At 68.1% G+C, this 24,384-nt stretch carries 22 protein-coding genes and 2 pseudogenes; 5 read left to right on the top strand and 19 right to left on the bottom strand.

Going from position 1 to position 24,384, the window contains the following annotated elements; all coding sequences use genetic code 11:
* Positions 1-9: 9 nt before the first annotated feature.
* On the bottom strand, positions 10-372 hold the full coding sequence (locus ACZ7HT_RS27290) for a hypothetical protein (RefSeq protein ID WP_471170929.1): 363 nt from the start codon (positions 370-372) through the stop codon (positions 10-12).
* A 353-nt stretch (positions 373-725) separates the two neighbouring features.
* Here ACZ7HT_RS27290 and ACZ7HT_RS27285 point away from each other — a divergent pair, with 353 nt between their 5' ends.
* Positions 726-3,362, top strand: a complete 2,637-nt coding sequence (locus ACZ7HT_RS27285; protein WP_471170785.1) for a WD40/YVTN/BNR-like repeat-containing protein — start codon at positions 726-728, stop codon at positions 3,360-3,362.
* Positions 3,363-3,734: 372 nt separating this feature from the next.
* On the opposite strand, the gene ACZ7HT_RS27280 is transcribed toward ACZ7HT_RS27285, so the two are convergent.
* Positions 3,735-4,991, bottom strand: a complete 1,257-nt coding sequence (locus ACZ7HT_RS27280) for a phospholipase D-like domain-containing protein (protein ID WP_471170783.1) — start codon at positions 4,989-4,991, stop codon at positions 3,735-3,737.
* Between the two features lie 89 nt (positions 4,992-5,080).
* Between ACZ7HT_RS27280 and ACZ7HT_RS27275 the strand changes: the two genes are divergently transcribed.
* Positions 5,081-6,712, top strand: a complete 1,632-nt coding sequence (locus ACZ7HT_RS27275; RefSeq protein WP_471170782.1) for an Eco57I restriction-modification methylase domain-containing protein — start codon at positions 5,081-5,083, stop codon at positions 6,710-6,712.
* Between the two features lie 248 nt (positions 6,713-6,960).
* Here ACZ7HT_RS27275 and ACZ7HT_RS27270 read toward each other — a convergent pair whose 3' ends face one another.
* Complete coding sequence (locus ACZ7HT_RS27270) at positions 6,961-7,335, bottom strand: hypothetical protein (protein ID WP_471170780.1); 375 nt, start codon at positions 7,333-7,335, stop codon at positions 6,961-6,963.
* Positions 7,336-7,677: 342 nt separating this feature from the next.
* Between ACZ7HT_RS27270 and ACZ7HT_RS27265 the strand changes: the two genes are divergently transcribed.
* Positions 7,678-8,034 (top strand): hypothetical protein, encoded by a 357-nt coding sequence (locus tag ACZ7HT_RS27265; RefSeq protein WP_471170778.1) that lies wholly within the window; start codon positions 7,678-7,680, stop codon positions 8,032-8,034.
* On the opposite strand, the gene ACZ7HT_RS27260 is transcribed toward ACZ7HT_RS27265, so the two are convergent.
* From ACZ7HT_RS27260 to ACZ7HT_RS27250, 3 genes and pseudogenes are all read right to left on the bottom strand, one after another.
* Complete coding sequence (locus tag ACZ7HT_RS27260; RefSeq protein WP_471170777.1) at positions 8,023-8,367, bottom strand: histidine phosphatase family protein; 345 nt, start codon at positions 8,365-8,367, stop codon at positions 8,023-8,025. The genes ACZ7HT_RS27265 and ACZ7HT_RS27260 overlap by 12 nt on opposite strands.
* Positions 8,360-8,899 (bottom strand): SDR family NAD(P)-dependent oxidoreductase, encoded by a 540-nt coding sequence (locus ACZ7HT_RS27255; protein ID WP_471170775.1) that lies wholly within the window; start codon positions 8,897-8,899, stop codon positions 8,360-8,362. Before ACZ7HT_RS27255 ends, ACZ7HT_RS27260 begins: the two co-directional genes overlap by 8 nt.
* Before the next feature lie 130 nt (positions 8,900-9,029).
* Positions 9,030-9,122 (bottom strand): annotated as a pseudogene (locus ACZ7HT_RS27250) (short-chain dehydrogenase); the annotation flags it as partial.
* Between the two features lie 94 nt (positions 9,123-9,216).
* Between ACZ7HT_RS27250 and ACZ7HT_RS27245 the strand changes: the two are divergent.
* A pseudogene (locus tag ACZ7HT_RS27245) lies at positions 9,217-9,711 on the top strand (tyrosine-type recombinase/integrase); the annotation flags it as partial.
* 619 nt (positions 9,712-10,330) lie between these two features.
* On the opposite strand, the gene ACZ7HT_RS27240 reads toward ACZ7HT_RS27245, so the two are convergent.
* The 4 genes from ACZ7HT_RS27240 to ACZ7HT_RS27225 all read right to left on the bottom strand — a co-directional run bounded on the left by ACZ7HT_RS27240 (position 10,331) and on the right by ACZ7HT_RS27225 (position 14,603).
* Positions 10,331-10,822 (bottom strand): hypothetical protein, encoded by a 492-nt coding sequence (locus tag ACZ7HT_RS27240; RefSeq protein ID WP_471170773.1) that lies wholly within the window; start codon positions 10,820-10,822, stop codon positions 10,331-10,333.
* A gap of 594 nt (positions 10,823-11,416) precedes the next feature.
* Positions 11,417-11,839 (bottom strand): PIN domain-containing protein, encoded by a 423-nt coding sequence (locus ACZ7HT_RS27235; RefSeq protein ID WP_471170771.1) that lies wholly within the window; start codon positions 11,837-11,839, stop codon positions 11,417-11,419.
* Positions 11,836-12,051 (bottom strand): type II toxin-antitoxin system VapB family antitoxin, encoded by a 216-nt coding sequence (locus tag ACZ7HT_RS27230; protein ID WP_471170769.1) that lies wholly within the window; start codon positions 12,049-12,051, stop codon positions 11,836-11,838. The genes ACZ7HT_RS27235 and ACZ7HT_RS27230 overlap by 4 nt, the downstream gene beginning before the upstream one ends.
* A 119-nt stretch (positions 12,052-12,170) precedes the next feature.
* Positions 12,171-14,603 carry a helicase-associated domain-containing protein gene (locus ACZ7HT_RS27225; RefSeq protein ID WP_471170767.1) on the bottom strand — a complete coding sequence of 811 codons (2,433 nt, stop codon included), beginning with the start codon at positions 14,601-14,603 and terminating at the stop codon, positions 12,171-12,173.
* 558 nt (positions 14,604-15,161) lie between these two features.
* On the opposite strand from ACZ7HT_RS27225, the gene ACZ7HT_RS27220 reads away from it, so the two are divergent.
* Positions 15,162-15,503 carry a hypothetical protein gene (locus tag ACZ7HT_RS27220; RefSeq protein WP_471170766.1) on the top strand — a complete coding sequence of 114 codons (342 nt, stop codon included), beginning with the start codon at positions 15,162-15,164 and terminating at the stop codon, positions 15,501-15,503.
* A 59-nt stretch (positions 15,504-15,562) separates the two neighbouring features.
* On the opposite strand, the gene ACZ7HT_RS27215 is transcribed toward ACZ7HT_RS27220, so the two are convergent.
* The 9 genes from ACZ7HT_RS27215 to ACZ7HT_RS27175 form a co-directional block, all read right to left on the bottom strand.
* Positions 15,563-17,035: an AAA family ATPase gene (locus tag ACZ7HT_RS27215; RefSeq protein ID WP_471170764.1), complete on the bottom strand. Its 1,473-nt coding sequence runs from the start codon at positions 17,033-17,035 to the stop codon at positions 15,563-15,565.
* 477 nt (positions 17,036-17,512) lie between these two features.
* Positions 17,513-18,049 carry a hypothetical protein gene (locus ACZ7HT_RS27210; protein ID WP_471170762.1) on the bottom strand — a complete coding sequence of 179 codons (537 nt, stop codon included), beginning with the start codon at positions 18,047-18,049 and terminating at the stop codon, positions 17,513-17,515.
* Positions 18,050-18,123: 74 nt separating this feature from the next.
* The gene (locus tag ACZ7HT_RS27205; protein ID WP_471170761.1) at positions 18,124-18,561 is read right to left on the bottom strand and encodes a hypothetical protein; all 438 of its coding nucleotides are present in this window, start codon (positions 18,559-18,561) and stop codon (positions 18,124-18,126) included.
* Positions 18,562-18,980: 419 nt separating this feature from the next.
* Positions 18,981-19,829, bottom strand: a complete 849-nt coding sequence (locus ACZ7HT_RS27200; RefSeq protein WP_471170759.1) for an SLATT domain-containing protein — start codon at positions 19,827-19,829, stop codon at positions 18,981-18,983.
* 338 nt (positions 19,830-20,167) lie between these two features.
* Positions 20,168-20,737, bottom strand: a complete 570-nt coding sequence (locus ACZ7HT_RS27195; protein WP_471170757.1) for a histidine phosphatase family protein — start codon at positions 20,735-20,737, stop codon at positions 20,168-20,170.
* The gene (locus ACZ7HT_RS27190) at positions 20,730-21,491 is read right to left on the bottom strand and encodes an SDR family NAD(P)-dependent oxidoreductase (RefSeq protein WP_471170755.1); all 762 of its coding nucleotides are present in this window, start codon (positions 21,489-21,491) and stop codon (positions 20,730-20,732) included. Before ACZ7HT_RS27190 ends, ACZ7HT_RS27195 begins: the two co-directional genes overlap by 8 nt.
* A complete protein-coding gene (locus ACZ7HT_RS27185) occupies positions 21,476-22,612 on the bottom strand; it encodes a hypothetical protein (protein ID WP_471170753.1) in 1,137 nt (378 codons plus the stop codon). Before ACZ7HT_RS27185 ends, ACZ7HT_RS27190 begins: the two co-directional genes overlap by 16 nt.
* Positions 22,609-23,766, bottom strand: coding sequence for a glycosyltransferase family 9 protein (locus ACZ7HT_RS27180; protein WP_471170751.1), 1,158 nt, complete (start codon positions 23,764-23,766; stop codon positions 22,609-22,611). Before ACZ7HT_RS27180 ends, ACZ7HT_RS27185 begins: the two co-directional genes overlap by 4 nt.
* Positions 23,763-24,338: a phosphoribosyltransferase gene (locus ACZ7HT_RS27175; RefSeq protein WP_471170750.1), complete on the bottom strand. Its 576-nt coding sequence runs from the start codon at positions 24,336-24,338 to the stop codon at positions 23,763-23,765. Before ACZ7HT_RS27175 ends, ACZ7HT_RS27180 begins: the two co-directional genes overlap by 4 nt.
* Positions 24,339-24,384 lie beyond the last annotated feature (46 nt).

The raw sequence follows: 24,384 nt of genomic DNA, 5'->3' as shown, positions 1-24,384 counted from the left end.
TCAACTGCACTACTTGCGCTTGAAGTACCTCGTCGGGGAGCAGTTGTCAGGGTGCAGGGAACCGCGGTTCTGGCACACGCGCACCTCCGCCGTGTTCGTATACCGAGTGGCGCCGTCGTGGACGAGCTTGTCGATCCAGACGCCCTTCTTCTGCACCCCGTCGAAGCGATTCCACCCGTAACCGTGGACCTTCACCTGCAAATACACGTTGTGGTTGTCATCCAGGCCCACGTCACGCAGCGTGCCCTTGATGTGGAAGGCGCCCTGCTCAACCTCCGCGGGCTCCCATTTGTACTTTCCTCCCGTGAATCGTGCTCCGGTCGTCTTGAAGAGCGCTGCGTCGTGCCACGATTCGGCGACGGCCACCCCCATCCCCCCTGCGAACAACCCCGCAGTCATCACCGCTGCCGCCAACTTCCTCATAGATGTCCCCTGTTTGATGATGCCGACTGGTCATCGACTGGTCATCACAGAAAGTATCTGCATCACTACAGACCGGGTAGCGAAGGAACGTCCCTCCCCGTGATCACCCCCCGATCCGGTGAATCACCCCCTCGCGCCCCCTCCTCAGCCTTACGGGCTCCCGCGGCGCGCATTGATGACGCTCCGCGATCTCATCGGATGACAGGTTCTGGTCAAAGCTTCACCAACTGGCGTACTCCGCCCGCCCCTTGTGATCAGGTCTCCCGCGATGGCTGTATCACTGCCGGTTCGAGGAGGACCTGGTGTCAGCACCCACCCGCAACAGACGATGGCTCACGATCTGTGCCGTCTCCGCATCCGCCGCGCTCGTCGCGATACCCGCCGACGCGGCGCCCGGCGGGCACAGCCCCTTCGGGGCGCGTGATCTGGCCCGGCTCGCGGCCCAGCGCCAGCAGTCGGTCGGGGGCATGAGTCCCAGCCTGGCCGAGGAGGACGACGGCAACGAGGCCGACGAGATAGCCGAGGGCGCCGAGCAGTTCGCCGAGGCCCGCACCGCGCCCGGTGTCGTCGCGCCGGGCGCGTACGGCGCCGCATGGGCGGCGATGGCCAAGCTGCCGCGTACCGACGGCAGTTGGCTGCACGTGACCAACCGGCCGTACGACTCCGACGACCCGCGCTACCGCGACTTCGACTCCAACTCCAGCGGCGGCGCGGGCCGCGTCACCGGCCGCATGGCCGCCGTGGAGGCGGACGACGACGGGTACGTGTACGCGGGCAGCGCGGGCGGCGGCGTCTGGCGGTCGCGTACGGGCGGTGGGCACTGGCAGCCCATCAGCGACCGGCTGCCCTCGCAGTCCACCGGAGCGCTCGCGCTCGACGCCGCCGGCCGGCTGTGGCTGGGCACCGGCGAGGCGACGACCAACGCGGACGCCTACCTCGGCAGCGGCGTCTACGTCCTGACCGACCCGCACGACGGCACGTTCTCCGCGCGCGGCCGTGTCGGCGGTGACGAGCTGGACTCCACGACCGTCCACCACCTGCGGTTCGGCGGCGGCAAGGTGTGGGCGGCGACCAGCACCGGCGTGTGGAGCCACTCCACGAAGACGCTCAGCGGCGCCTGGAAGCTGGAGTTCGCCCCCAACCCCGACTACCTGCCGGGCGGCCCCAAGGCACACGACGAGTCGGCCGCGTACAAGAACATCACCAACGACATCGCGATCGACCCGAAGAACCCGGGCAAGGTCGTGCTCGCGGTCGGCTGGCGCAGCGGTGACGACTACAACGGCTTCTACGCGAAGGCCCAGGACGGTTCCTGGACGCGGATCACCGACGGGATGGGCGACCTCCCGACGGACCCGGACGGCGTCGGCAACGTCACCTTCGCCCGCTCCGCCGACGGCTCGCGCTACTACGCCGTCGACCAGTCGCCCGAGCAGATGAACACCAACCCGGACAGCGGCCTGGAGGGGATCTTCGTCTCCGCCTCCGGCTCCCCGACCGGCCCGTGGAAGAAGATCGCCGACTACCGGCAGCTGGCCGCCGACGGCTCCGCGCTGACCTCCGGCGGCTACATGCCGGGCGTCCAGGCCTGGTACAACCAGTTCCTGACCGTGGACCCGAGCGACCCGCAGCATGTGTACGCGGGTCTGGAAGAGGTCCACGAGACCAAGGACGGCGGCGCCACCTGGTCGGCCGTCGGCCCGTACTGGAACTTCGGGTTCTCCTGCTGGAGCATCGACCCGGCGAAGCAGACCGGCGACTGCCACCAGACCACCCACCCCGACCAGCACGGCGTCGCGATCGGCCGCTACCACGGCAAGAGCTTCGTGTACGTCGGTAACGACGGCGGCGTCTACCGGCGCCCGGTCGACGGCTCCCAGGACGCCTCCGGGCACGCCACCGACTGGACGTCCCTCAACGACGGCACCATCGACACCCTCCAGTACTACTCGGTGGGCGTCGGCAAGGACCTGACCTACGGCGGCCAGTCGATCACGGGCGGCCTGCAGGACAACGGCCAGTCCCTCCTGCGCGGCAACGACAAGGTCATGGGCTCCAACTTCGGCGGCGACGGCGGCGACACCCTCACCGACCCGGCGAACGGCTGCGACATCGCCGAGGAGTACGTGTACCTCTCCGTCCAGGTCACCCAGAACTGCGCGGTCAACGACGGCTCCTGGGTGAACGACCCCGGCAAGATCACCTCGTTCAACGTCGCCCCGGCAGACAACGCCACCAGCGAGGCCCGCTTCATCGCCCCGCTCGCGGCTGACATGAAGAGCAGCTCGACGTGGATCGCGGGCGGCCGGCACGTGTGGGTGCAGACCCACGGGTACGCCATCCGCAGCGGCGACGAATGGAAGAGCGTGTACGACCTCGGCGCCGGCCGCACCGCGACCGCCGTCGCGGCCTCCGGCGGCAAGGTCTACGCGGCCTGGTGCGGCCCCTGCAACAACAAGGGCTTCGCCCGCGGCATCGCCGTCGGCAACGCGGACGGCACCGGCTGGCACGACATCACCCTGCCCGCGGACGGTACGGTGCCCAACCGCTACCTGAGCGGCTTCGCCGTCGACCCGAAGAACGCCGACCACGTCTTCCTCGCCGTCAACGGCTTCTCCCGGCACTGGACCGAAGGCCCCGGCGCCGGTGTCGGCCACGTCTTCGAGTCCACCGACGGCGGCACCACCTGGAAGAACATCTCGGCCGGCCTCCCCGACGTACCGGCGAACTCCGCGATCGTCACGCCGAACGGCGGCCTCGCCGTCGCCACCGACCTGGGCGTCGTCTACCGCGCCCCCGGCCGCACCACGTGGCAGCGGGTCGGCTCCCTCCCGGCCGTCGCCGTGCTCCAGCTGAAGCTCGGCCCGGACGGCACCACCCTGTACGCGGCCACCCACGGCCGCGGCATCCACAGCATCAAGGTGCGCGACCTCAGCTGACGCACCCATCACGTCCACACACGTCGAAGGGCCCCACCGCGAACGGTGAGGCCCTTCGACAACGTGCCCGGTGAGGCACTGGCGGAGGATACGAGATTCGAACTCGTGAGGGGTTGCCCCCAACACGCTTTCCAAATGTTCGTACGGGGGTCCGGAGGGGGTCATAGGCGTCCTGATCTGCGGCGGAGCGTTCGGGGTGGCCTCGTCCGGACGGGGGTGAATGCAACCAGAACTGCAACCACAGGAGTTCGGTCCCTGATCACGCCCTGCGCCAGGCGTCGCACAGCTCTTCGGGTAGAAGGTGCGGCACCTCGGTGTGTCGAAAGAATTCTTCGACGCGCCGGGGTTCTCGGGCAGGGAGTTCCAGGCTGATCAGACCTGGTAGTCCCCCCGAAGCGTTTGCGAGATCACCAGGTTGTACTCGTCGTCGGTCGTGCGTTCGAGGCTTATGTACAGCCCGACGTAGTTGGTCTCCCGCATCTCCGGTGCCAGCGCGCCCCAATGGAGCACCGTGGGCACGTTTCCTTGCCCGGAGATCCTTTTGGGGTCGTGGCTGAGCCTGAGCTCTTGGATTCCGTGGTCCGCGCCGTCGATCCATGTGCGGAACCCGACGACGACCTCCTGCTCCGTGTCCTTGCCCTCGGTCGGCGTCCACGGCAGGCCGCCGAAGAAGTCGTCGCGGAAGTAGTGCTTGTGGTCAATGGAAGCGTCCTCCTGGCTCAGGCGTAGATTCCCGGTCGGATTGCTTGCCGCGGACTTCACCTGCTGCGCCGCAGTGTTGTCGAGACGCTTGTACCAACGCCGCTGAACGTCTGCGGTCGGGAAGGGAGCGGGGCCCGCCAGTGCCGGCTTCTTCGCCATAGGGGGCGTCCCGGACGCGCCCGCCGCCTTGATCGCAGGCTTCTTCGTGACTGTCGTGCCGGGAGCGGATGCGATCGGGGCGATCTTGGAACTCAGGCCCGGCAGCTTCCTCAGGCCAGCCAGCACTGGCTTGAACAGGCCGCTGATGGTCGCCACGATCGCGCTGTCGTTGTCTTCCGGTGTGTCCGACTTCTTCTTCTGGACGCGTCGTGCTCGGGACTCGGAACCGATGACGATGTCCCCGCTCTTCTCCAGATTCGTGATGAGCTCCGTCGTCAGGGGACTGCACGACTCCGTCTTGGCGATGAGGCCGTCGAACCACGCCGACACTTCGTCCGTCACGTCCTCGCCTTCGCCAGCGTCCCAGTCCACCCATGTTGAAGCCTCGTAGTTCCAGCTGAGTCCGCCAGCCGTGAGGTTGCTTGAACCGACGAGCAGCGACCGCTGGCCAGACGAGCAAGCGAAGTAGACTTTGGGGTGGAAGGTTCGTCGCGGGTCGTGGAAGACGTAACCCTCGTCGGCGACTTGGAGGGCGAGCTCCAGTCCCTCCCTGGTGGCGCCGCCCTCGCTGACTCCCAGGATCAACAGCACCTTGCCGCCCTGGGCCCGGAACTCCTCGAGCGCGTCCCAGACGCGCCCGAGGCCGGACCGCTTGGCCCAGGCCACCGCGATCTTGAGCTCGTCGAAACCGGCATCCCTCGCATGCTCGATGAAGTCGACCAGGTTTGGGTGATCGGCGAAGGGCTGGCCGACGAAGCGAAGTTTCATGCCGCTGAGGATTCCACAAGGGGTGCTGCGCAACGTGGAAACGGTAAGGTAGGGTCTTTACTTCAGTAACTGAAGCGAAAGAAGATTCGATGCGGACACGGGACGAAGTAAGCGATGACAAGCTGCGCGGGGGGTTCTACTCGCCCGACGTCCTAGTCGAGCTCTGCATCCGCCGGTCTGCCGAATTGCTCGACGGTCGATCGGATCTCCGAGTGCTCGAGCCGTCCGCTGGAGACGGTGCCTTCCTCCGGGGGATCGGGCGCAGCGACATGGCTCGCCGCATTCAGACAGTCGAAGCCGTTGAGATCTTCGCCGGGGAGGCCACCAAAGCGTCCGATGCGTTGGATTCGACAGGCCTGCAGGGGCGAGTGGTCAACCAGAATGTGCTCCAGTGGTCGCAGGGACGAGGCTCCGACTTCGACTGGGTGCTTGCCAATCCGCCCTATGTGCGGTTCCAGTTCATCTCGGACGAGGACAAGCAGCGCGCCAAGGAGATCAGCTCCGGGCTTGGTGTAGCGGGGACTTCCGTGTCGAACCTCTGGATCCCTGTCTTCCTCCTGTCTCTCTCGAAGCTACGTGACGGCGGCGTCTTCTCCGTCATCCTCCCGACCGAGTTCCTGACCGGCATCTCGGCGAACGCTGTCCGCAACTGGCTCCTGGCCAACACGACCGACCTCACCATCGATCTCTTCGAGCCGGGCTCGTTCCCCTCGGTCCTGCAGGAGGTCCTGATTCTCAGCGGTCGTGTGTCGAAGGGGGCCACCGCTCCTTCGAACATCCAATTTCGCGACCACAACGGCGACACCCGATCCTGGTCGCATATGGTTGCGCCGGCTGCAGGCACCTGGACCAACTACCTGCTGTTGCCTGATCAGAACGACGCTCTGGCTGCCGTCCAGTCGATCTCCGCAGTGAAGTCGCTCAGCAGCGTCGCGCGATTCAGCGTCTCGACCGTGACGGGCGCGAACGGCTACTTCTGTGTCGATTCCGCGAAGGTCAAGGCGTACGACCTTGAGGAGTGGGCGATCCCGTTGCTGCCGAGGTCACGCCACGCTGAGGGGCTGGTCTATACCAGTGAGGAGCAGCAAGCTTTGGCCGACGCCAGCCAGCCTGCCTGGCTCCTGAGCTTCGCGGCGACCAAGTCCTCGCCGGAGGCTCACGAGCTGGCGCAGCAGTACCTCGACGGCGGAGTTCGCCTGGAGATCGACCAACGTTTCAAGTGTCGCGTGCGCGCGCCCTGGTACAGGGTCCCGGTCGTGCCTGCCGGCGACCTGCTGCTGTCCAAGCGGTCCAACCGCTACCCACGCGTGATCTCCAACCACGCGAAGGTCGTGACGACCGACACCATCTACAAGGGGCAGATCCTCGCGGGTTCGCCGATCACGGCAGACGACTTCACCGCAGCGTTCCATAATTCGCTCACGATGCTCTCTGCGGAAGTCGAGGGGCGAAGCTTCGGCGGCGGCGTTCTCGAGCTCGTGCCCAGCGAGGTCAACGCGCTGCAGGTTCCGATCGTCCCCGGCGCTGCTTCCGAGCTAGCGAGGCTCGACAAGATCTCCCGCGCCTCTGATGACCCGGAGGCCCTGATCGAAGCCACCGACGAGGCGCTCACTCGACTCATCCCGGCGCTCGACGCGCAGACGATGCGCGCCTTGAGTGATGCGCGCCACACGTTGATGAATCGCCGGCTGCAGCGCACCCATTCGAAGTTCTACGGCTGAGACCGCGTTTGAGCCCGAGATCACGTGACGAAGAGGGCCCCGAAAAGGAACCGGTCGGGGTCTTCAACTGCCTTCCTGTAATAGGAAAGGGTAGAGAGTCTGATATTCAGACTCGCGAGGGGCTGCCACCACGCATTTCCAAATGCTCGTACGGGGGGCCGGAGATGGTTACACACGTCCTGACCTGGGGTGGATCATTCGGCGTGGCCCCATCCGGACGGGACTGAACGAGATCAGCATCGGACTAATTAGAGGTCGTCGCAGTAGCCGACCTCAAGCTTGATCACCCCTCCACTGAGTGGATCCCCAACGGCTTTGAGGGCGGCTTTGTACGCGTCCCGGTCCTCCTGCGTGGCGGACTGGGCATCATCGACCGCGGACTCCGCCGCCATGCGGGCGGGGACGCTGCCGCCCATCTGCAGGTAGTCCCGGGCCGCTTCGCACAGGGTGTTCCGGTTCAGCGAATTGCCCGAGGTCTCCATCGGGCACACGTGCGTGACTGTGTGCTGGAGACCTGTCGCCGCGCGAGCGATCCTTCCTGCCGCGAGGAGGGTTGCATCATCGTCCGTCTTTGCAGCCGCCAGCAGCATGTGACCGCTGAGATTGGCTGCTTCATCGGCCAACGGCACCGCTTTGCAAGCCGGAGTGGTCGGTGTCGGCGAGGGGGAAGGAGATGCCGGAGGCGCCGGCATCGTCGTCGCGACAGCACCCTCCGCCACCGTAGAGGGGCCTGGTGCCGTATCGCACCCGACCACGGCGATGAGTGCCAGAGCAGCAACGCAGAGTCGTCTCATGTGTCTCCCCAACTCCGTGAAACGCCCTCTATCGCGGTATCGCGCCGGGACAGCCGACGAGAGTACCGAAGAGCTCGGCAGCGTTCCCGGTCGGGCGGGGTCGTCAGAGCATGCATCACCGTCAGCTGGGCTTCTCGTCCGGTCTGCCGTCTTTCGGTACCGAACTGCTCGATGCGCATCCACCTGTCCAGCCAAAGCAGGGTCACGCTCCGGTCCGCGCGATGCTGGATCGCCCGGTGGAGCGGTCGACGTCCGGCCCTCGATGGCCGACAACGTACCGCGGTGGGGGCCGGGGTGTTGGTGCAGTGCCAGGGTGAACAAGCGGCGCTCGGCGAACTGCCAGGGTGTCTTCGCGACGGTGGTGAAGGCGGCGGGGCCTTCTGGGAGGTGGGTGAGGACGCCGAGGAGAAGGGTGTGGGAGACGGCCAAGAGGGCGCCGTGGCGCTGGGCAGTGTGATGAAGGAAGGCCGCGCAGTGGCGAGCGCGGGTGTGGAGGTCGGTGAGGCTTTCGCCGTCTTAGCAGCGTAGGGAGGGGTTGGCGAGGCGCTGGGCCCTCCAGGCGCGGTACGTCGGCGGGTAGATCTCGGCCGTGCGGCCGAGGACGATGCTAGGGGCGCGCCATTCGGCCAGGAGGCCGGAGGCGGCCACGATCGGCAGGCCCGTGAGGTGAGAGACGAGGGTGGCGGTCTGGCGGGCGCGGGGGGTCGGGCTGGTGACGATCGCGGTGATGCCCTCGGGGAGGGGCAGGGAGCGGCGTACCTGGTCGCGGCCCTCCTGCGTGAGGGCGGCTTCGTGCGGGGCGTGGTGGCCGGGGCGGTGGCCTTCGTAGGCGCCGTGGCGCATGAGCCAGATGTCAGCCAAGGATCCAGCCCCCGTCGACGCGCAGGGTCTGGCCGGTGATGAAGCCGGCGTCGTCGGTGGCGAGGAAGGCGACGGCAGCGGCGACGTCGTCCGGGCGGCCCCGGCGCTGGACGCACTGGCGGGCGAGCTGGCGGGCGGTCATGGCCTCCGGGCCGTCGACGACGGTGTCCTCGGCGGGGACGCGGATGGAGCCCGGGGCGATGCAGTTGGCGGTGATGCCGGCGGGGCCGAGTTCGCGGGCGAGGGCACGGGTGAGTCCTTCAAGGCCGGCCTTGGCACTGATGTAGCCGGCAAGGTCGTGTCCTCCCGCCGTGACGAGGGCGGAGCCGATCGTGATGATCCGGCCCCAGTCGGCGGCCGTCATGGCGGGGGTGAGTTCGTGGGTGAGGAGGTAGTGGCTGGTCAGGTTGGTGGCCAATGCGTTGTCCCAGTGGGTCGGCGTCGTCTCCGTCCACGGGCGGCAGGGGTAGGCGCCGGCGTTGCTGATCAGGATGTCGATCGGGCCGAGTGCGTCTTGGGTCTGGTGGCACAAGGCGTGTACTGCCTCGGCATCGCGGAGGTCGGCCGCCAGGGGGGACGGCGGTGCCGCCGCCTCGGGTGATGTGGGTGGAGAGCTCGGCTGCGGCCTGGTCGTCGTCGAGGTGCGCGAGGGCGACGGTGGCGCCGTCGGCGGCGAGGCGGCGGGCGATGGCCGAGCCGAGGCCGCCGGTGGCTCCGGTGACCAGGGCGGTGTGTCCGTTCAGGGGGCCGGGCATGGCGACTCCAGTGGGCAGAAGTAGGTGGTGGGGTCGAAAGCGGGGCTCATGGCCTCGGTGAGCAGGGCGAGGAGGACGAGCCGGTCCTCGGGACGGCTGCGGCGACCGCTGCGGACGCAAGCCCGGCTTCTGTCCCAAGAAGATCAACACTCGGCGCGAGACGAAGAACGCCAAGTCCCGCGCCGGCCATCGGCCTATCGGCGTACCCGATGAGCTCCTCCAACTGCTCCGGCAGCACCGCGAGGTGCAGGCGCGCGAGCGGGCCCGGGCCCGGGACCTGTGGACGGAGAAGGGGTACGTGTTCACCTCGCCCACCGGCGAGCCCCTGAACCCGAACACGGATTACCACAAGTGGAAGGAGCTCCTGAAGGCCGCTGGCGTCCGTGACGCCCGCCTCCACGACGCCCGCCACACCGCGGCGACGGTCCTGCTGGTCCTCGGCGTTCCGGACGCAGTCGTCGACGCCATCATGGGCTGGGAGCCCGGTAAGTCCTCCCGGATGCGCCGCCGCTACCAGCACCTGACCAGCCGCGTCCTCAAGGACACCGCCGCCAAGGTCGGCGGCCTCCTGTGGGGCACGGACCAGTCTGGGAGTAGTGCTGCGCCGGAGGCCGGCCAGAGCCCCGTTCCCGCCGAGCTGATGGTCCACGTCGCCCGCCTCGGCGAACGGCGCGTTCCCTTCCTCCACCGCGAGCACGCTGACGAGGTCGTCGCACGCTGGAGCGAGGACTGGCCCGACCGCAATGCCGGGGTCGAGGAATGGGACCGCTGGCGCTGGGAACAGCAGGGCCCAGGTGGCGCGAGCGCCATCCGTGACCGCGTGCCGGAGCGGACCGTGGTCTTCCACGCCCGCGCCCTGTTCCTTCCTGGCGGCGAACGTACAGCGACCGGGGTTCCGGAGCAGTGGTCGGTGCCGGCCTGGGACTTCGAGACCGACCGTTACACCGACCGCGCCTCGGCCTGGCGCACGGCTCGCTGCCCCGGCACGGTCCAAGAGGTCGAGGCCCAGGTCCGAGGCACGGACAAGGTGGCCGTGGAGGCGCCCTTCGCTGAGGCTTGTGCACAGGCTGTGGACCGCGCCCGAAACCCAGGTAGGTACGGCGACACAGACGAGTGGTGACCGTGAGCATGGCCGAACCAACCAATGGTTCGGCCATGCTCAGTTCAGGTCCAAAGGTCCTCGAACCAGCCCGTCTAGAGCAGCGCTGTCAGAGTTCTACGGGACGGACTGACCGGAAGCGACGCTTCTGCTCGTCTGCTCCCCACGGCTCCCTGTAGTGCATCTCCCTCAGGACCGTCGGCAGGTCGGTGTGCTCGAAGTAGCCCTTGTCGGCCAGGTGAATGATCACGCCCGCTAGGTCGCGATAGGTCCGCATGCGGTCAATCTCGAACCCGTAGCCATCCCAGTGCTCTGCCGGACGGCACCGATAGTGGAACACCACCCACTGAGCGCGGGGCGGAACGTCGTTTGGGTTGATCAGGCGTGCTTGGAAGTCGTTGGGCTCGGCGGCGGCGATCCGCTCTCGTCGCTCCCGTTCGAACGCCTCGCGGGCTTCCTGCGCGCTCTCATGCTCGCCCCTGCTGAGGGAGAGCTTCCCCTCGCCGGGGGCGACCACCTCGCCGCACTGCTGGCAGTAGGCCGTGATTTCTGCTGCCAGCTGTCGACGGGCTTCGCTGTAGGGCTCGCCCGTCTCAGCCATCCGAGCTCGGATTTCTTGCTTGGGGGCGCGATCTCTGGTCATCGTGTGTCCTCGCTGACGGAGCCCCACACACACCGCCGCATCACGGTTGACCTGGGCAAACAGTGTCGTGCGAGTCACTGACCCTTGTCCTCGTCGCTACTGGCGGTGTGGGCGCGTCTGCAGCTCGGAAGCGGGCACGCACGATGCGCCGCTACCGGCAGAGTGTAGCGACATGGCCTGTCGGTGCGCGGGACGACGCCGTGCTGCCCGCTGCCCGGTAGCCAGTGCGTGTGTGCTGCGTTCTGACGGCACGTTGAGAGGGAGCCCAGCCGCCAACCGGCGGATCTCGGCAACTGCAACCAAAACTGCAACCACGGAACGACGAAGGTCCCGACCGCTCAGCAGTCGGGACCTTCGTTTCGGCTGTTCAGCCGTGGCGGAGGATACGAGATTCGAACTCGTGAGGGGTTGCCCCCAACACGCTTTCCAAATGTTCGTACGGGGGTCCGGCGGGGGCCGTGGGTGCCCTGACATGCGACGGAGCGTCCGGGGTGACCCCGTCCGGACGGGCCCGGACGGGAGCGAATGAGACCAGAACTGAGACCGTGACGGTCACTTGCCGGCGTCAGGCCCGTACCACTGGAGGGCTTGCCCGGTGACGGCGGCGATGCACTCGAAGTCGCGGTCGCGGTGCAGGAGCGTGAGGCCCTGGAGTTCGGCGGTGGCGGCCACGATCAGGTCGACCGGCCCCGCGCTGCGGTGCTGACCGCGTTTGGTCAGGGCTTCCTGGACCTGCCAGGCCCGGCTGTATGCCCGATCGTCTACAGGGACCCACCCGAAGATGAGACGCAGGTTCTCGATTCCTTGCGCGCGGTCGTCGGCGGAGCGGGCGCTGTAGAAGAACTCGAGTTCGGTGATCGGGCAGGTCGCGATGAGACCGGCCGCTGCGGCCCGGTCCCATCCGTACTGCTCGGCGTCATCGCGCAAGAACCGGGCGAGGGCGCTGGTGTCGATGAGGAACTGGGACGAGCTCACCGACGGTAGTTCCTCTTGTCTTCGAAGAGCTCAAGATCGAAGGCGCCCTCGCTTGCCGCGGCACGCAGGCGAGTGAGCGCGAGCGCTCTGCGCCTGTTCTCCAGTACCTCGCGCAAGGCGGTGTTGACAGTCTCCTTCTTGGTGCCCGTGCCGAGGGCTTTGGCCACCTCGGCCAACAGGTCGTCGTCGAGATCGATCACTGTGCGACTCATCGGTGCACCTCGCTGTATATCAATGTGTGCACCTAGTATATCAATAGTGATGCATCGAGGGTCGGAAGTCAGGAGGCGTACACGGTGACGCTCCCGTCGTTCACCACTCGCGCCGCGCCTCAGGCATGCCCCGGCGGCATGACGCTGTGGATGCGGGACAGGGTGAAGACTCGTTCGGCTTCACGCAGGTGGCACCAGGCTTCGAGGTAGGGCGGGTCGAGTTCGAGGCGGCTGAGGGTACGTACGGTGCGGCTGCCTGAGGTGGAGACGTATTCGATCGCGATGGCGGTGCCAGCGTCGAGGGCGTGACCGAGCTGGCGTACGTCGGCGTACGTCAAATGCCTCGCATACCCGGCGACGATCTCCTCGGTGTCCGTTCCGAAGGGGCCTCCGGCGCCGAAGGGATCGGGGTCCGGGAGGGTCGGCGGGGCCGCCAGCAGTCGGACAGCCACAGCGTATGAGTCGACGGCCTCCGACACCTCGGCTGCCGTGTGCGTCATGAGTCGTCCGCCGTTCTTCGCGGACGGCTTCCGTGCGGTCAATACAGCGGCGGCCCGCTGGGTCGGGACCCTCTCGACGCGTACGGTCCCGTCCGGGGCCTCGGCGATGGGGGCATAGCCCTGGTCCCGGAGCGCGGCAAGGGTCTGGTCAGGTGTGCCGGCGCTGACGAGCACCGTCGGGGCGAGCTGCCGCAGTCCGAGGGGCGAGAGCCCTCGGTGGGCGGCGAGTTCGGCCAGGAGGGACGGTTCGTCGCCGTGGATGACACAGGCGGCGGGGGCGACGCGTACACGGCCGTGACGGCGTGCGGCATCGGCGATGAGGTAGGACAGGGGCTGGGGCAGGGGCCCCTCGGCGATGGCGGTCAGCTCGGCGGAGACCTCGTCCGGAGCGCGGCCGGTGTCCAGGGCCCGTCGGATGCTGCTGGCGCTGAAGCGCCATACCGAGGCCATCCCGCTGGTCTCCCGGTCCGCGGTCGCGTCCAGGAGCTCGGCGAGGCTCGCCGCGGGCGTGCCGCTGACGACGGCCGTGAGGTCGCTGCCGAGCCGGGCCGTGCCGGTGGCCTCGGGCAGCAGTCGTCGGCACTCGGTGGCCAGTCCCTCGGCGTTGCCGGCCAGCAGACTCGCACCGAGCGGGGAGAGGGAGCCCCGGGCGATGACGCCCAACATCTCGGCCTCGCGGACCGCGGTGGCGAAGGGCGCCTCATCCTGGAATGACAGGTGGGCGAGCGGACGATGCCAGGCCACGAGCGGGCCCAGATCCGTGGCGATCTGCGCGCCCAGCCCCTCCGGGAGCCGTGCCGAAGCGGTGAGGAGTCCCCTGCGAGCCTGCAGGCAGCCGTCGCAGGGGAGCGCTCCGGCCAGGGCGGGTAGCGCCTTGTTCTCCTCGTCGCGGGTCTGGGACGGGGTGAGCGCCAGGTTCCACCATGCCTGAAGCAGTACGGCGAACTGCGCCGCGGGTTCCTGCGCCGCCCAGGCGTCGTACTTCTCGGTGGGCGCGACGCGGTGGCCGTCCGTGGCCATGAGCCCGACCGAGTACGCGGCCTCCAAGACGATGCGCACCACGGCGTCATCGGCCTGTGCGGCCTTGCTGATCCGGCCCAGTTCACGTGCGCCTACACCACCGGACTTCAGTCGGGCCGGGGGAGCCGACGAGCAGACTGACAGGACCGAGGCGGCATGGGCCGCGAAGCCCGTAGCCGCTGCCGCTGTCTCTCGTTCCACCTCCGCAGCGGCGACGGACACCATCTCTGCGGCAGGCGGTACAGGATCGAACGGGGCATGCCAGTCGGGGCCGCGGAGTGCGAGTGCCACTTCGGCGGGCATGCGCGCCGGCCCGTATCCGTGACGGTTCCGGATCAGCAAGCCCCGGTCGAGGGCCCATCGCTCGCCGGGCCGGGAAGCGGGCTCGGGAGCCCCGAACACGATGAACTCGGTGTGCCGCGGTACGGACCTCGCTCGGTGCTCGAGCAGCTCGCGGGCAGAGCGGGGAGCCTTCGCGACCATGGAGGCGATGCGTTCCGGATCGCCATGGTGGTGCAGGACGGCGGTAGTGCGCTGCTGCCTGGTGCCGGGCGGCTTGATGCCCAGCGCGACGAGCATGCCGCGCAGCTCCTCTGAGGTCACGCCCTCCAGGAGCTCCTCCAACGGAGCGTCAAGACCCAAGGGTGCTTCCCAGGCTTGCCGCAATGGCGCGGCCATGTGGAGCCTTCCGTCGCCATCGGGCCAGACCAGCGCGCGATCGGCCAGAGCCTCCAGCACGGCGTCGAGTTCCCGAGCGGCGGTGGGTGTCGTCGCTCCCAGCGCCTTCGCCAGAGCGCCGCGCGACATGGGCGTCCCCAAGGCGGCCAGGGCCTCGGCCGCCTGGAGGCACGGCAGTGGGAGCTGCGGCAGGGCGAGCGCCACCGAGCCCGGTCGCAGAAGGCGTTCCGCCAGTTCGTCCAGCGAGCGCGGCTCAGGGGGAGCCGAGGCGTCCTTCCGCAGGGCGAGCACACGCCCCAGCTGTGGGGCGTCGAGGTCGGCCAGCCAGGCCGTCAGCGTGGACCGGGACGTCACAGGAACACCTCGCGAGGTCGGGATCGCACGAGTGGACCAGATGTGGCCCGTGCTCAGATCAAGGATGGTGCATCCCATGGCCGCTGCAGGTGGCGTACGTGAGGGTTCACCCCTGAAGGCGAGCCGTTTGACCGGGCAGGGGCGCCGACGGTTCCGGCGCACCGGCCGAGATGTCGTGAATGCCGAATATAAACGAGACCGCAACTGAGACCAGGGCATGCCGAAGAGCCGGACCGCAATCAGCGGTCCGGCTCTTCGTTTCGCCTGTTCAGGCGGCTGCGGAGGATACGAGATTCGAACTCGTGAGGGGTTGCCCCCAACACGCTTTCCAAATGTTCGTACGGGGGTCCGGCGGTGGCCGCACCCGTTCTGACCTGTGGCGGAGCGTTCGGCGTGGCCCCGTCCGGACGGGGCCGGACGGGGGCGAATGAGACCAGAACTGAGACCACTGGGTCAGGGGCGGGTGTCTGGCATCGCGCATTCTGCGGACGTGTGTTCGGTGTGATCGATACGATGCTGCGGCCCTGCTCACACGGTACGTGCGGTCCCTGGAGAGACATGCCTCGCTACGTTCGCGTCAAGATCGTCACTCCAGAGGTGGACGCTGCGGAGCGGAGGGCAGAACGTCGGTTCGCGATCATCTCTTTGCCTGCCTTGGCTCTGGTTGGGGCCTTCCTGTACGGCTGGGCCAGTCAGATATTCGGCTGGGCGCGTGGTGACGTGGCTCTGGTGTCGCAGGGCACGCTGCTGCTGGTCGTCAGCAGCTTTCTTCTCTCGTTCCTGGCCAAGTGGTGGACCGGTCGCCGTTACCAACTCTGGAGAGCAATCGCGGGTTTCTGCTTGCCGACGGCGCTCACCCTGGTGCTGATCTATCTGCTCCCCGTGTTCAAGGAAGGGTAGAGACACTGTCGGCAGAGCTGCGAGGCGCCAACGGCAGACCTTCGGGCGGCAACGAGATGTCAGCCCCGGCCGTAGAGGGTCGCCAGGTTGATCAGATGGATGCTCGGATCGGTCACCGCCGCGGCGTGCGCCTTGTCGTTGAAGCCGGCTCCGCTGAAGCACAAGAGCTGTGTATTCGTGGTGTCGTAGCGTCCTGCCTGAGCGACGAGGTCGCGGATGTGCCGAAGGCGTTCGATGTGGGCGGCGCCCATGGTGTCGTTCCACTTGGCCTCTCCGATGGCGAGAAGGGGAGGCTTGGCACCGTCCGCGATTCCGATGACCGCCACGTCGACCTCATTGCCGGTGCGGGCCTTGGGGTCGTGGACGACGCCGTGTCCTACGCGGGCGGGCAGACCGCCCAGAATCTCGGGGTCGGCGTGATGCAGAGTCCAGTCCCGGCAGACCTGCTCGAAGTGGGGCCCGAGGACGTTGCTGACGAAGCGGCGACGGCTGGCTTGCCAGACCCGTGCCGCGCTGCCCGGGCGTTCGAGCTGGTCCCAGACCGGTCGCATGATCGCGTGGTAGAAGCCGATCAGCGGTTCGGCGATGCGGTAAGTGGGACGGTTGTCACGGAAGGCATCCGCGTCCCGGTGCAGCAGGCCTGCGTCTTCGAGGACGTTGATGGGATGGGCGATGTCGGTGGCCTTGCGTTCCAAGTAGCCGGCCATGCCCCCGCGTGTGGCGTTGCCGTCGGCGACGGCGGCCAGGACGGACAGGTACAGGGCGGTGTCGCGAAGGTCGGGTTCTTCGGCCAGCAGATAGCGGGCTTCGCGGAAGAGGGGGGTTTCAGGATTGAGGACGGTGCGGACGACCCAGTCGTCGAAGTCATCCGGCCCCTTTGGCGTGTCGCCGCGTGCGAATTCGCGCCGATAGGCCGGGGTGCCGCCCACGATCGCGTTCACCTTCATGGCCAGGTGAGGGTCGGTGATGTCCCAGAATTCGGCGGCGAGGCGGTGGTCGAGGGGGCGGACGACCAGCTCCAGCCCGGCTCGTCCGCGCAGTGGGGCGTTACCTGAGAGCAGCCGTCCCATGAAGGACAGCGCCGAGCCGCACAGCAGCAGCCGGGTACGTGAGCCGGTGCGCTGGTCACGCAGAGGCCGCAACGCCTCTTGGATGATCGAGGGCAGCTCGGGGTTGGCCTTGGCGAGGTACGGAAACTCGTCGATCACCACGGGGACGGGCCGCTCGGCGCCGAGCGCGAGGAGTGCGTCGACGGCCTCTGCCCAGTCGGCGAAGTGGAACGGGCTGGCGGGGCGGACGTGGGCTGTCAGCGCCGTGCTGATCCGCCGTAGCGACTCGGCATCGGCGGCCTCGGTCGCACCGAAATAGAACCCTCCGGCGGCACGGCAGGCGGCGTCCAGCAGGAACGTCTTGCCCTGGCGGCGGCGCCCGGAGACCACGCCCAGAGTCGCGCCGGGCTGCGGATCGGTGATGAACCGGCTCAGCGCCGACCACTCGTAGTCCCGGTCGAACATCTCGGCAGGCTTGTCCACGAGGGCTCCAGATATAGAAGTACACCTACATAAAACATACTCCTAGCTCTGGCGTTCATGGCGTGTCCCCGTCGTTCTCGACGTCCGCCGCTCTCGAGGGCGCCCTGGCGCATGCGTTTAATGTCGCGAATGTCGCAAGTAAATGAGACCGAAACTGAGACCAGGACATGCCGAAGATCCCGGCCGCTGGAGCGGTCCGGGGTCTTCGTTTCGCCTGTTCAGGCGGCTGCGGAGGATACGAGATTCGAACTCGTGAGGGGTTGCCCCCAACACGCTTTCCAAATGTTCGTACGGGGGTCCGGCGGGGGCGTAGGTGTCCTGACCTGCGGCGGAGCGTTCGGGGTGGCCCCGTCTGGATGCTTCCGGACAGGGGTGAACGCAACCAGAACTGCAACCAGACCTTGCCGGCCGCCTGAGACCGTGGTCCTGGAGCCGGCCGACTCGTACCCGATCGCGGGTGCTCGAAGTGGCGCTCGCTCAAGCCATCCCGGAGGGAGTGAGGGCCGCCGTCTCCGGTGTCTCCACCTGGCCGAGTGCGCGCTTCAGATCAGCGAAGACGGGATATGGATCGCCAGCCTTCAAGATCATCAAAATCACGTGATCGAGGAGGCGGATGACCTTCTTATTGCTGGTTTTCTTCTCCGCCTCGATGTGCTGCAGGGCGCGGGCTACCTCCGGCTGGGCCATGGCGAAAGCGTCGGGTAGACGCTGGAGAGCGTCAGCCAGGTCCCAGCCCTCCGGGATGTAGTAGGACGCCTGCGAGGTGTCCTGATCGATGATCTTCACGACGGGGTCTGTGATCCGCGGCCCGCTGGTGAACTGCACGTCCAGGAAGAGTTTCGATGCTGCGTGGAACAGGTCTGTCAGGTCCTGTGCATGGCCTTCGAGGATCACCTCGGAGATGGTGATCCCTTCGCAGGCCAGGCGAATACGACCGAGGTAGGCAGCAGTCTCGACGGAGGTCCGCTTCGGGTCGTAGGTGGAGATGACGCGGTTGCCGTCGTAGCGCGCCATGATGGGCAACTCCTGACGACCTTCGCCTCGGTGGACGTGGAGAGGTGCGACGCGGAGGCTCTCGAAGGGCTGCGTCATGAGGGCGCCACCACCCGCTGCCAGCTTCGGCAGGCGAAGTCCTGGTGATCGCCGTTGTGGCCGTGCTGTTCGGTACAGGGGAGACGATCTGCCCAGGTGTCGTCGGTGTCGGGCTCGCCGTCGAGTCGATCGCCTGTCAGAGGGGCGCGTCCAGGGCGGCGCTCCAGACATTCGGAACCGACGAGGCAGGAGAGTACCTTCCGCATCGGGCTGGGCTCGGCATCGTCACGCTTGTTGACGATCGCCCTCATCTGCACGGGGAGGATCTCCCGGAACGCCTCCAGCGCGGCCATTGGGTCGTCGGCCTGTTGAAAGAGGGCGGCCAGATTCTCAGCCATCTTCGCGATGATCAGTTCCCCTGCGGGGGTGATGCGGCCGTCTTGGACGATGAGCTTGTCCGGAGGGATCGCGTCGGGGTCTATGCCAGTGGTCATAGGGGTGGCCTTTCTCCTCATCCGAGGGCCTGGAGGCGGATGCCTCCGCTGGAAAACCTTCGCGTCAGAAAGGCCGATCTGTGAGTAGCTCATCCTTCGTTCGAGGGTTTCCTCCCCGAAGAGGACCTGTTGCAGTGCAAATCATGCTTCGGTGAAGGTCCGGACTGCCCTGAGCCCGAGGGGCCGACCAGCCAACCCGGGTGGTGCCCCTGGGATGCTGTGGCCATTCTCCACCGCGAGCGCGCCGACGAGGTCGTCGCGAGGTGGAGCGAGGACTGGCCCGACCACCCTGCCGAAGTCGAGGAATGGGACCGCTGGCGCTGGGAACAGCATGCTTCCGGCGGCGCGAGCCAAGGCGGTGCGTGTACGGCGCACAGTGACATCCGTCAGCGAACCGGACAACGGCCAGGACAACGGAGTCAGCCCTCGGGCGTCTCCGTCGGCTGGTCCAGTTGCTGCTGTCGCTTGCGCTGGTCGTTCTTGAGGGTCTCAACCCGCTCGGTGAACTCCAGAAGGGCAGCTCCGTCGTCCACGCTGCTCTTGTAGCGGCCAACTTTCAGGTTCACGGCGTCGTACTCCTCCTCGATGCTGTCGGCCGTCTGCTGGAGGTAGAAGCTGCGTTCGCGGAACTTGAAGTAGCCGGTGAAGCCTGCCGCGAGACCAACGGAGAAGCTGGTGCCGACGGTGATCCACTTGTAGGGGGGTGGGGTTTCCGCGAGACTCGCTGCTGTCGACGTCGCCAGCGAGCCGATGATGACGACGCTCTGGAACAGGTTGTGGACCCGCCTGTAGCGAAGTCCGTCGGAACGGTACTGCTCGATGGCTCCTGGCACGGTCTCCCGGTAGATGCTGCGGCGGGTCTCTGTTGGCAGGTCGATAGATGCTGCAGAAAGGCGCTTGCGTTCGATGGCGAGCTCAAGGTCGATCTTCTTTTCCGCCGCGTGCCCCGACTTCCATTCGTCGAAGAGAGGGCCGTCCCAGAAATCAACCCTGGTGCTGTGGGCGCGGACGACCGCGCACAGGACTAGGAGAGCGACGAGAAGGGGGATGCAGGCCAGGTTGACGCGGGCCAAGTCGACGCGGCCCCATGTAGCGATGTTCCCGACAAATAGGAGTAATAGCAGCACAGGTGCAGAGGAGTAGGTCGAGACCAGTAGGAACCGCTTAAGGCGGGCTTCGCGGATCTCTTGCCGGAGGTCGAGGATCTTCCTGTCGTGGTCAAGGAGTTGCTCAATCGCCCTTTCGGCTGCGGCTGCTGACTGTGTCATGGCCCCCCACTACGACTCTGCATCACGACCTCGCGATCCGATCATAGGAGCGCTTGAGTTTCGAGAGGCTCTTCTTCCACGGATGGCGCTGCCCTTCCCGTGGAGGCCGGGTCCGCTGTCGTGGTCCGCGTCCTCGTATCCGTCGCGGATGAGCTGTCGGCGCTCGTGGTGGTCGGCAACAGGTCTACGGCGCTCCCCTTTGTCAGCCGGGTATGGGTACGACTCGATTCTGCCGGGTCTCCCGTCGGCATGCGGTTGGCATCCCGCGTCGACGAGGCTCCAGCGGTATGCGGCGTGTGCAGCGGACGACGAGCGTTCATCGGCGGCTTTGCGGCTGCTCAGTGCTGCGGTGATAGGGGGGTGAAGAAACGGCGTTCGGCGAACTGCCAGGGGGTCTTCGCGGCGGTGGTGAAGGCGGCGGGGCCTTCTGGAAGGTGGGTGAGGACGCCGAGGAGGAGGGTGTGGGAGACGGCCAGGAGGGGGCCGTGGCGTTGGGTGGTGTGGTGGAGGAAGGCGGCGCAGTGGCGGGCGCGGGTGTGGAGGTCGGTGAGGCTTTCGCCGTCTTCGCAGCGTAGGGAGGGGTTGGCGAGGCGCCGGGCTCGCCAGGCGCGGTAGGCCGGCGGGTAGGTCTCGGCCGTGCGGCCGAGGACGATGCTCGGGGCGCGCCATTCGGCGAGGAGGCCGGAGGTGGCCACGATCGGCAGGCCCGTGAGATGCGAGACCAGGGTGGCGGTCTGACGGGCACGGGGGATCGGGCTGGTGACGATCGCGGTGATGCCGTCGGGGAGGGGGAGGGCGCGGCGTACCTGGTCGCGGCCCTCCTGCGTGAGGGCGGCTTCGTGCGGGGCGTGGTGGCCGGGGCGGTGGCCTTCGTAGGCGCCGTGGCGCATGAGCCAGATGTCAGCCAAGGATCCAGCCCCCGTCGACGCGCAGGGTCTGGCCGGTGATGAAGCCGGCGTCGTCGGTGGCGAGGAAGGCGACGGCAGCGGCGACGTCGTCCGGGCGGCCCCGGCGCTGGATGCACTGGCGGGCGAGCTGGCGGGCGGTCATGGCCTCCGGGTCGTCGACGACGGTGTCCTCGGCGGGAACACGGATGGAGCCCGGGGCGACGCAGTTGGCGGTGATGCCGGCGGGGCCGAGTTCGCGGGCGAGGGCGCGGGTGAGTCCTTCGAGCCCGGCCTTGGCGCTGATGTAGCCGGAGAGGTCATGGCGGCCCGCCGTGGCCAGGACGGATCCGATCGTGATGATCCGGCCCCAGCCGACGACCGTCATGGCGGGGGTCAGCTGTTGGGCGAGGAGATAGTGGCTGGTCAGGTTGGTGGCCAGGACGTCGTCCCAATGGGCTGGTGTCGTCTCGGGCCACGGTCGGCGGGGGTAGGCGCCGGCGTTGCTGATCAGGATGTCGATCGGGCCGATCCGGTCGTGGGCCTGGTGGCAGAGGGCGCGTACGGCCTCGGCCTCGCGGAGGTCGGCTGCCAGGGGGATTGCGGTGCCGCCGCTGTCGGTGATGTGGACAGCGAGCTCGGCTGCGACCTGGTCGTCGTCGAGGTGGGCGAGGGCGACCGTGGCGCCGTCGGCGGCGAGACGTCGGGCTATGGCCGAGCCGAGGCCGCCGGTGGCACCGGTGACCAGGACGGTACGGCCGTTCAGGGGGCCGGGCATGGCGACTTCAGCGGGCAGAAGTAGGTGGTCGGGTCAAAGGCGGGGCTCATGGCTTCGGCGAGCCGGGCGAGGAGGACGAGCCGGTCCTCAGAGGTCAGGTCGGCCAGGTTGTAGACGCCGAGGATGCGCATGGCGAGGTAGGGGCGGAGCAGGTTCGCCAGGTCCTCGCCGGGCCAGAGACGGTCCGCGACCGGCTGTACGAGCTGGTTCCAGTACGCGTTCACCGCGGCTCGCCGGGGTGCCGAGAGGCGCGGGGTGTAGTTGATGTGGATGGTGCTGGTGGTGTGGTCGATGCCCGCTCGCTGGAGCTCGGGGGTGTTGGCCGGGACGTGGGCGAAGGTGGCGGGGTGGTCGGCGAGGGCGGTCGGGTTGTATGTGGGGACCAGCCAGCCGCCGAGGGCGGAGGTGTACCAGAGGAAGTTGGCGAACTCGCCGGGGATGCTGTTCATCCCGGCGGTGTCGTAGTCGAACCAGGCGAGCGGGTGGGCGAGGTTGACGTCGGTGGGGTCGCCCTGGGTGAGGGCCGCCCAGACCGGCTCGGCCGTGGCGAAGTGGGCGCGGAGCCAGCGGAGGGTGGCGGCCCAGTCGAGATGGTGTCGGCGGCCGTTGATGTTCAGGGTGTAGGTGTCGAGGCGGGAGACCGGGAGGTCGATGAGGCCGTCGGCGATCAGGAAGTCCTTGCCGGCGTAGTACGTGTCGAGTCGCCCGCCGGGTGCCGCGCGGTCCCAGTACAGCTTGCGGACGACGTGCGTCGGATCGGCCGGCCATGCCGTGGTGAGGATGACCTCGCGGTACGCGGCTGTGAGTTGGTCCATGTAGATGTCGAGGTCGCTGCTCGGCTCGTCCGCGTTGAGGAGGTCGAGCAGGAGGCCCTGGTCGGTGCCGCCGGGGAGGCGTTCGTACGCGAGGAGGTGGCCGCCCGGTACGCGCAGATGGGCGTGCAGGGCGGGGACGCGGTAGTGCCGGGCCAGTTGGGCGTGGCCGCGGATCTCCTCGCGGGCCTCGGCCGGGTCGCGGGTGTACTTCAGGAGCAGCGGGCGGCCGAGGAGGTCGACGGGGCAGAGCAGGTTGCGGGTGAAGCGCCGTACCGGCCCCAGCCGAAGGAGAGGCTGGAAGGTCATGGCCTCACCCCGTTGAGCAGTTCGAGGCAGACCTGGGCCAGCGCGGCGGGCGGGAAGGCGTCCATGTGAACGTCCGTGTCCGCGGTGATGGCGTCGCGGACGGGGCAGAGGTCGCCCTGGTGCATGCGGTCGGACAGGGCGGTGGCGACGGCGTGGTGGTGCGGCAGGCCGGTGCGCCACTTGCTGTGGCTGTGGCGCGCGTACAGGCCGATGACGGGCGGGGAGGTTCCGTCCCGGCCGCGGGCCATCGCGGCGAGGTGGGTGAGGCCGGTGTCGTTGCCGACGATCAGGTGGCAGTACGGGAAGAGGTCGGTGAGGTGGTCTGCCGGCATCCCGTCGAGGCGGAGGATCTGCACGTGGCGTCGGGGAGCCTCCGCGGTGATGCGGAGGCCGCCGTCCGGGTTGCCGCCGATGAGCAGCAGCCGGGCCTGGGCCTGGTGGGCCTCGGCGATGTGCTCGGCGAGGGTGATGTAGCGCTGGGCGGTGTAGTCCTTGCGTTCCGGCCAGCTGGTGGCGGTGATGGCGGCGAGGTTCAGGCCGCCGAGCCAGCCCACTGAGCGGAGTTCCTCCACAAGGTTGTTCGGCCCGGTCGCGACGGTGGGAGCGAAGGATGCCGTGTCGGGCAGGCGGATGCCGAGGCGGCGCTCCACCGCCAGGTAGTGGCGGGCGGGTAGGTCCGGGTGGGCGCGGCCGTCGCTCGACCAGCACGGTGGGGCCGCTGGGTCGAGCACCAGGCTCACCGCCGCTTCCGAGCCGTGTGCCTCGATTCCCGTGCGGTCTCCGATCACGGCCCGCCAGCCGCTGGGTGGGGTGGCTTGGGGCCGCGTGATCAGCCCCGTGCGGGCGATCAGCTCCGCGTACGGACCCACCGCCCGAACAGTCACGCGGACTGACCGCAGCCGCAGCCAGTCGAGGACCGCGCGGACACCCGATAGGGCGAGGAGGGTGTCGCCGAGCTTCCCCTCGAAGGCCACCACGACCTCACCGCACCCGCTCAGGCGGTGGACCAGTTCGGCGGAGGCGGCAAGCGGGAGCGGTGCGCCGATGGGAACGCCGTCGCGGTCGTACCCGAGCGGGGTGGTGTGCACGGCCCCGGCGGGGATGACCAGGGAACCGTGGTGGAACCGGATCCCTGCCGGGGCGACCGCGGTCACGCCGTGCCCTCGATCGTGGTGAGGGAGACCAGGGGCAGACCGAGGTCGGTGAGCAGGTCGCGGGCTCCGCGGGTGGTGTCCTCCACCAGGCAGGCCGCCGCCAGCGGGACGGCGCCGGCCTCGCGGAGGCGGCGGGTGAGGTCGGCCAGGGTCCGGCCGGTGGTGATCTCGTCGTCCACGATGACGATGCGCTGTCTGGGAGCGATGCCGTACGCGAAGACGTCGGTGCGCATCGCGTGGGGCTCGCTGAAGCGGACCGCGCCGTCGAGCGGGAGGTGCAGCTTCCAGGCGATCTTGTACGGGAGGTGGGCGGCGCCGGCGAGGGAGACGGTCGGCAGGATGCCGCCGGCGTCCAGGCCGAGGAGGAAGTCCACGGAGTCGAGTCCGTCAGTCACCTGCTCCTGGAGCAGACGCCACAGGTGGGTTCCGGTGTCGGCGAGGGTGGTGGGGTGGACCGGGTCCTCCAGGCCGTCCAGGGAGTGGATGACGCGCTCGCGGCGGCTCGTGGCTCCGACGCTAAGGCGTTCGACGATCCGGGCGGAGAAGGAGGGCACGGCGATGGTTTCGGGCATGGCGAAGCTCCTGTCGGACGGAGAAGGAGGAAGGAGAGGGAGGCCG

It is taken from the genome of Streptomyces sp. NPDC037410, assembly GCF_055602235.1.
This window is presented reverse-complemented; position numbering and strand designations above follow the sequence as displayed.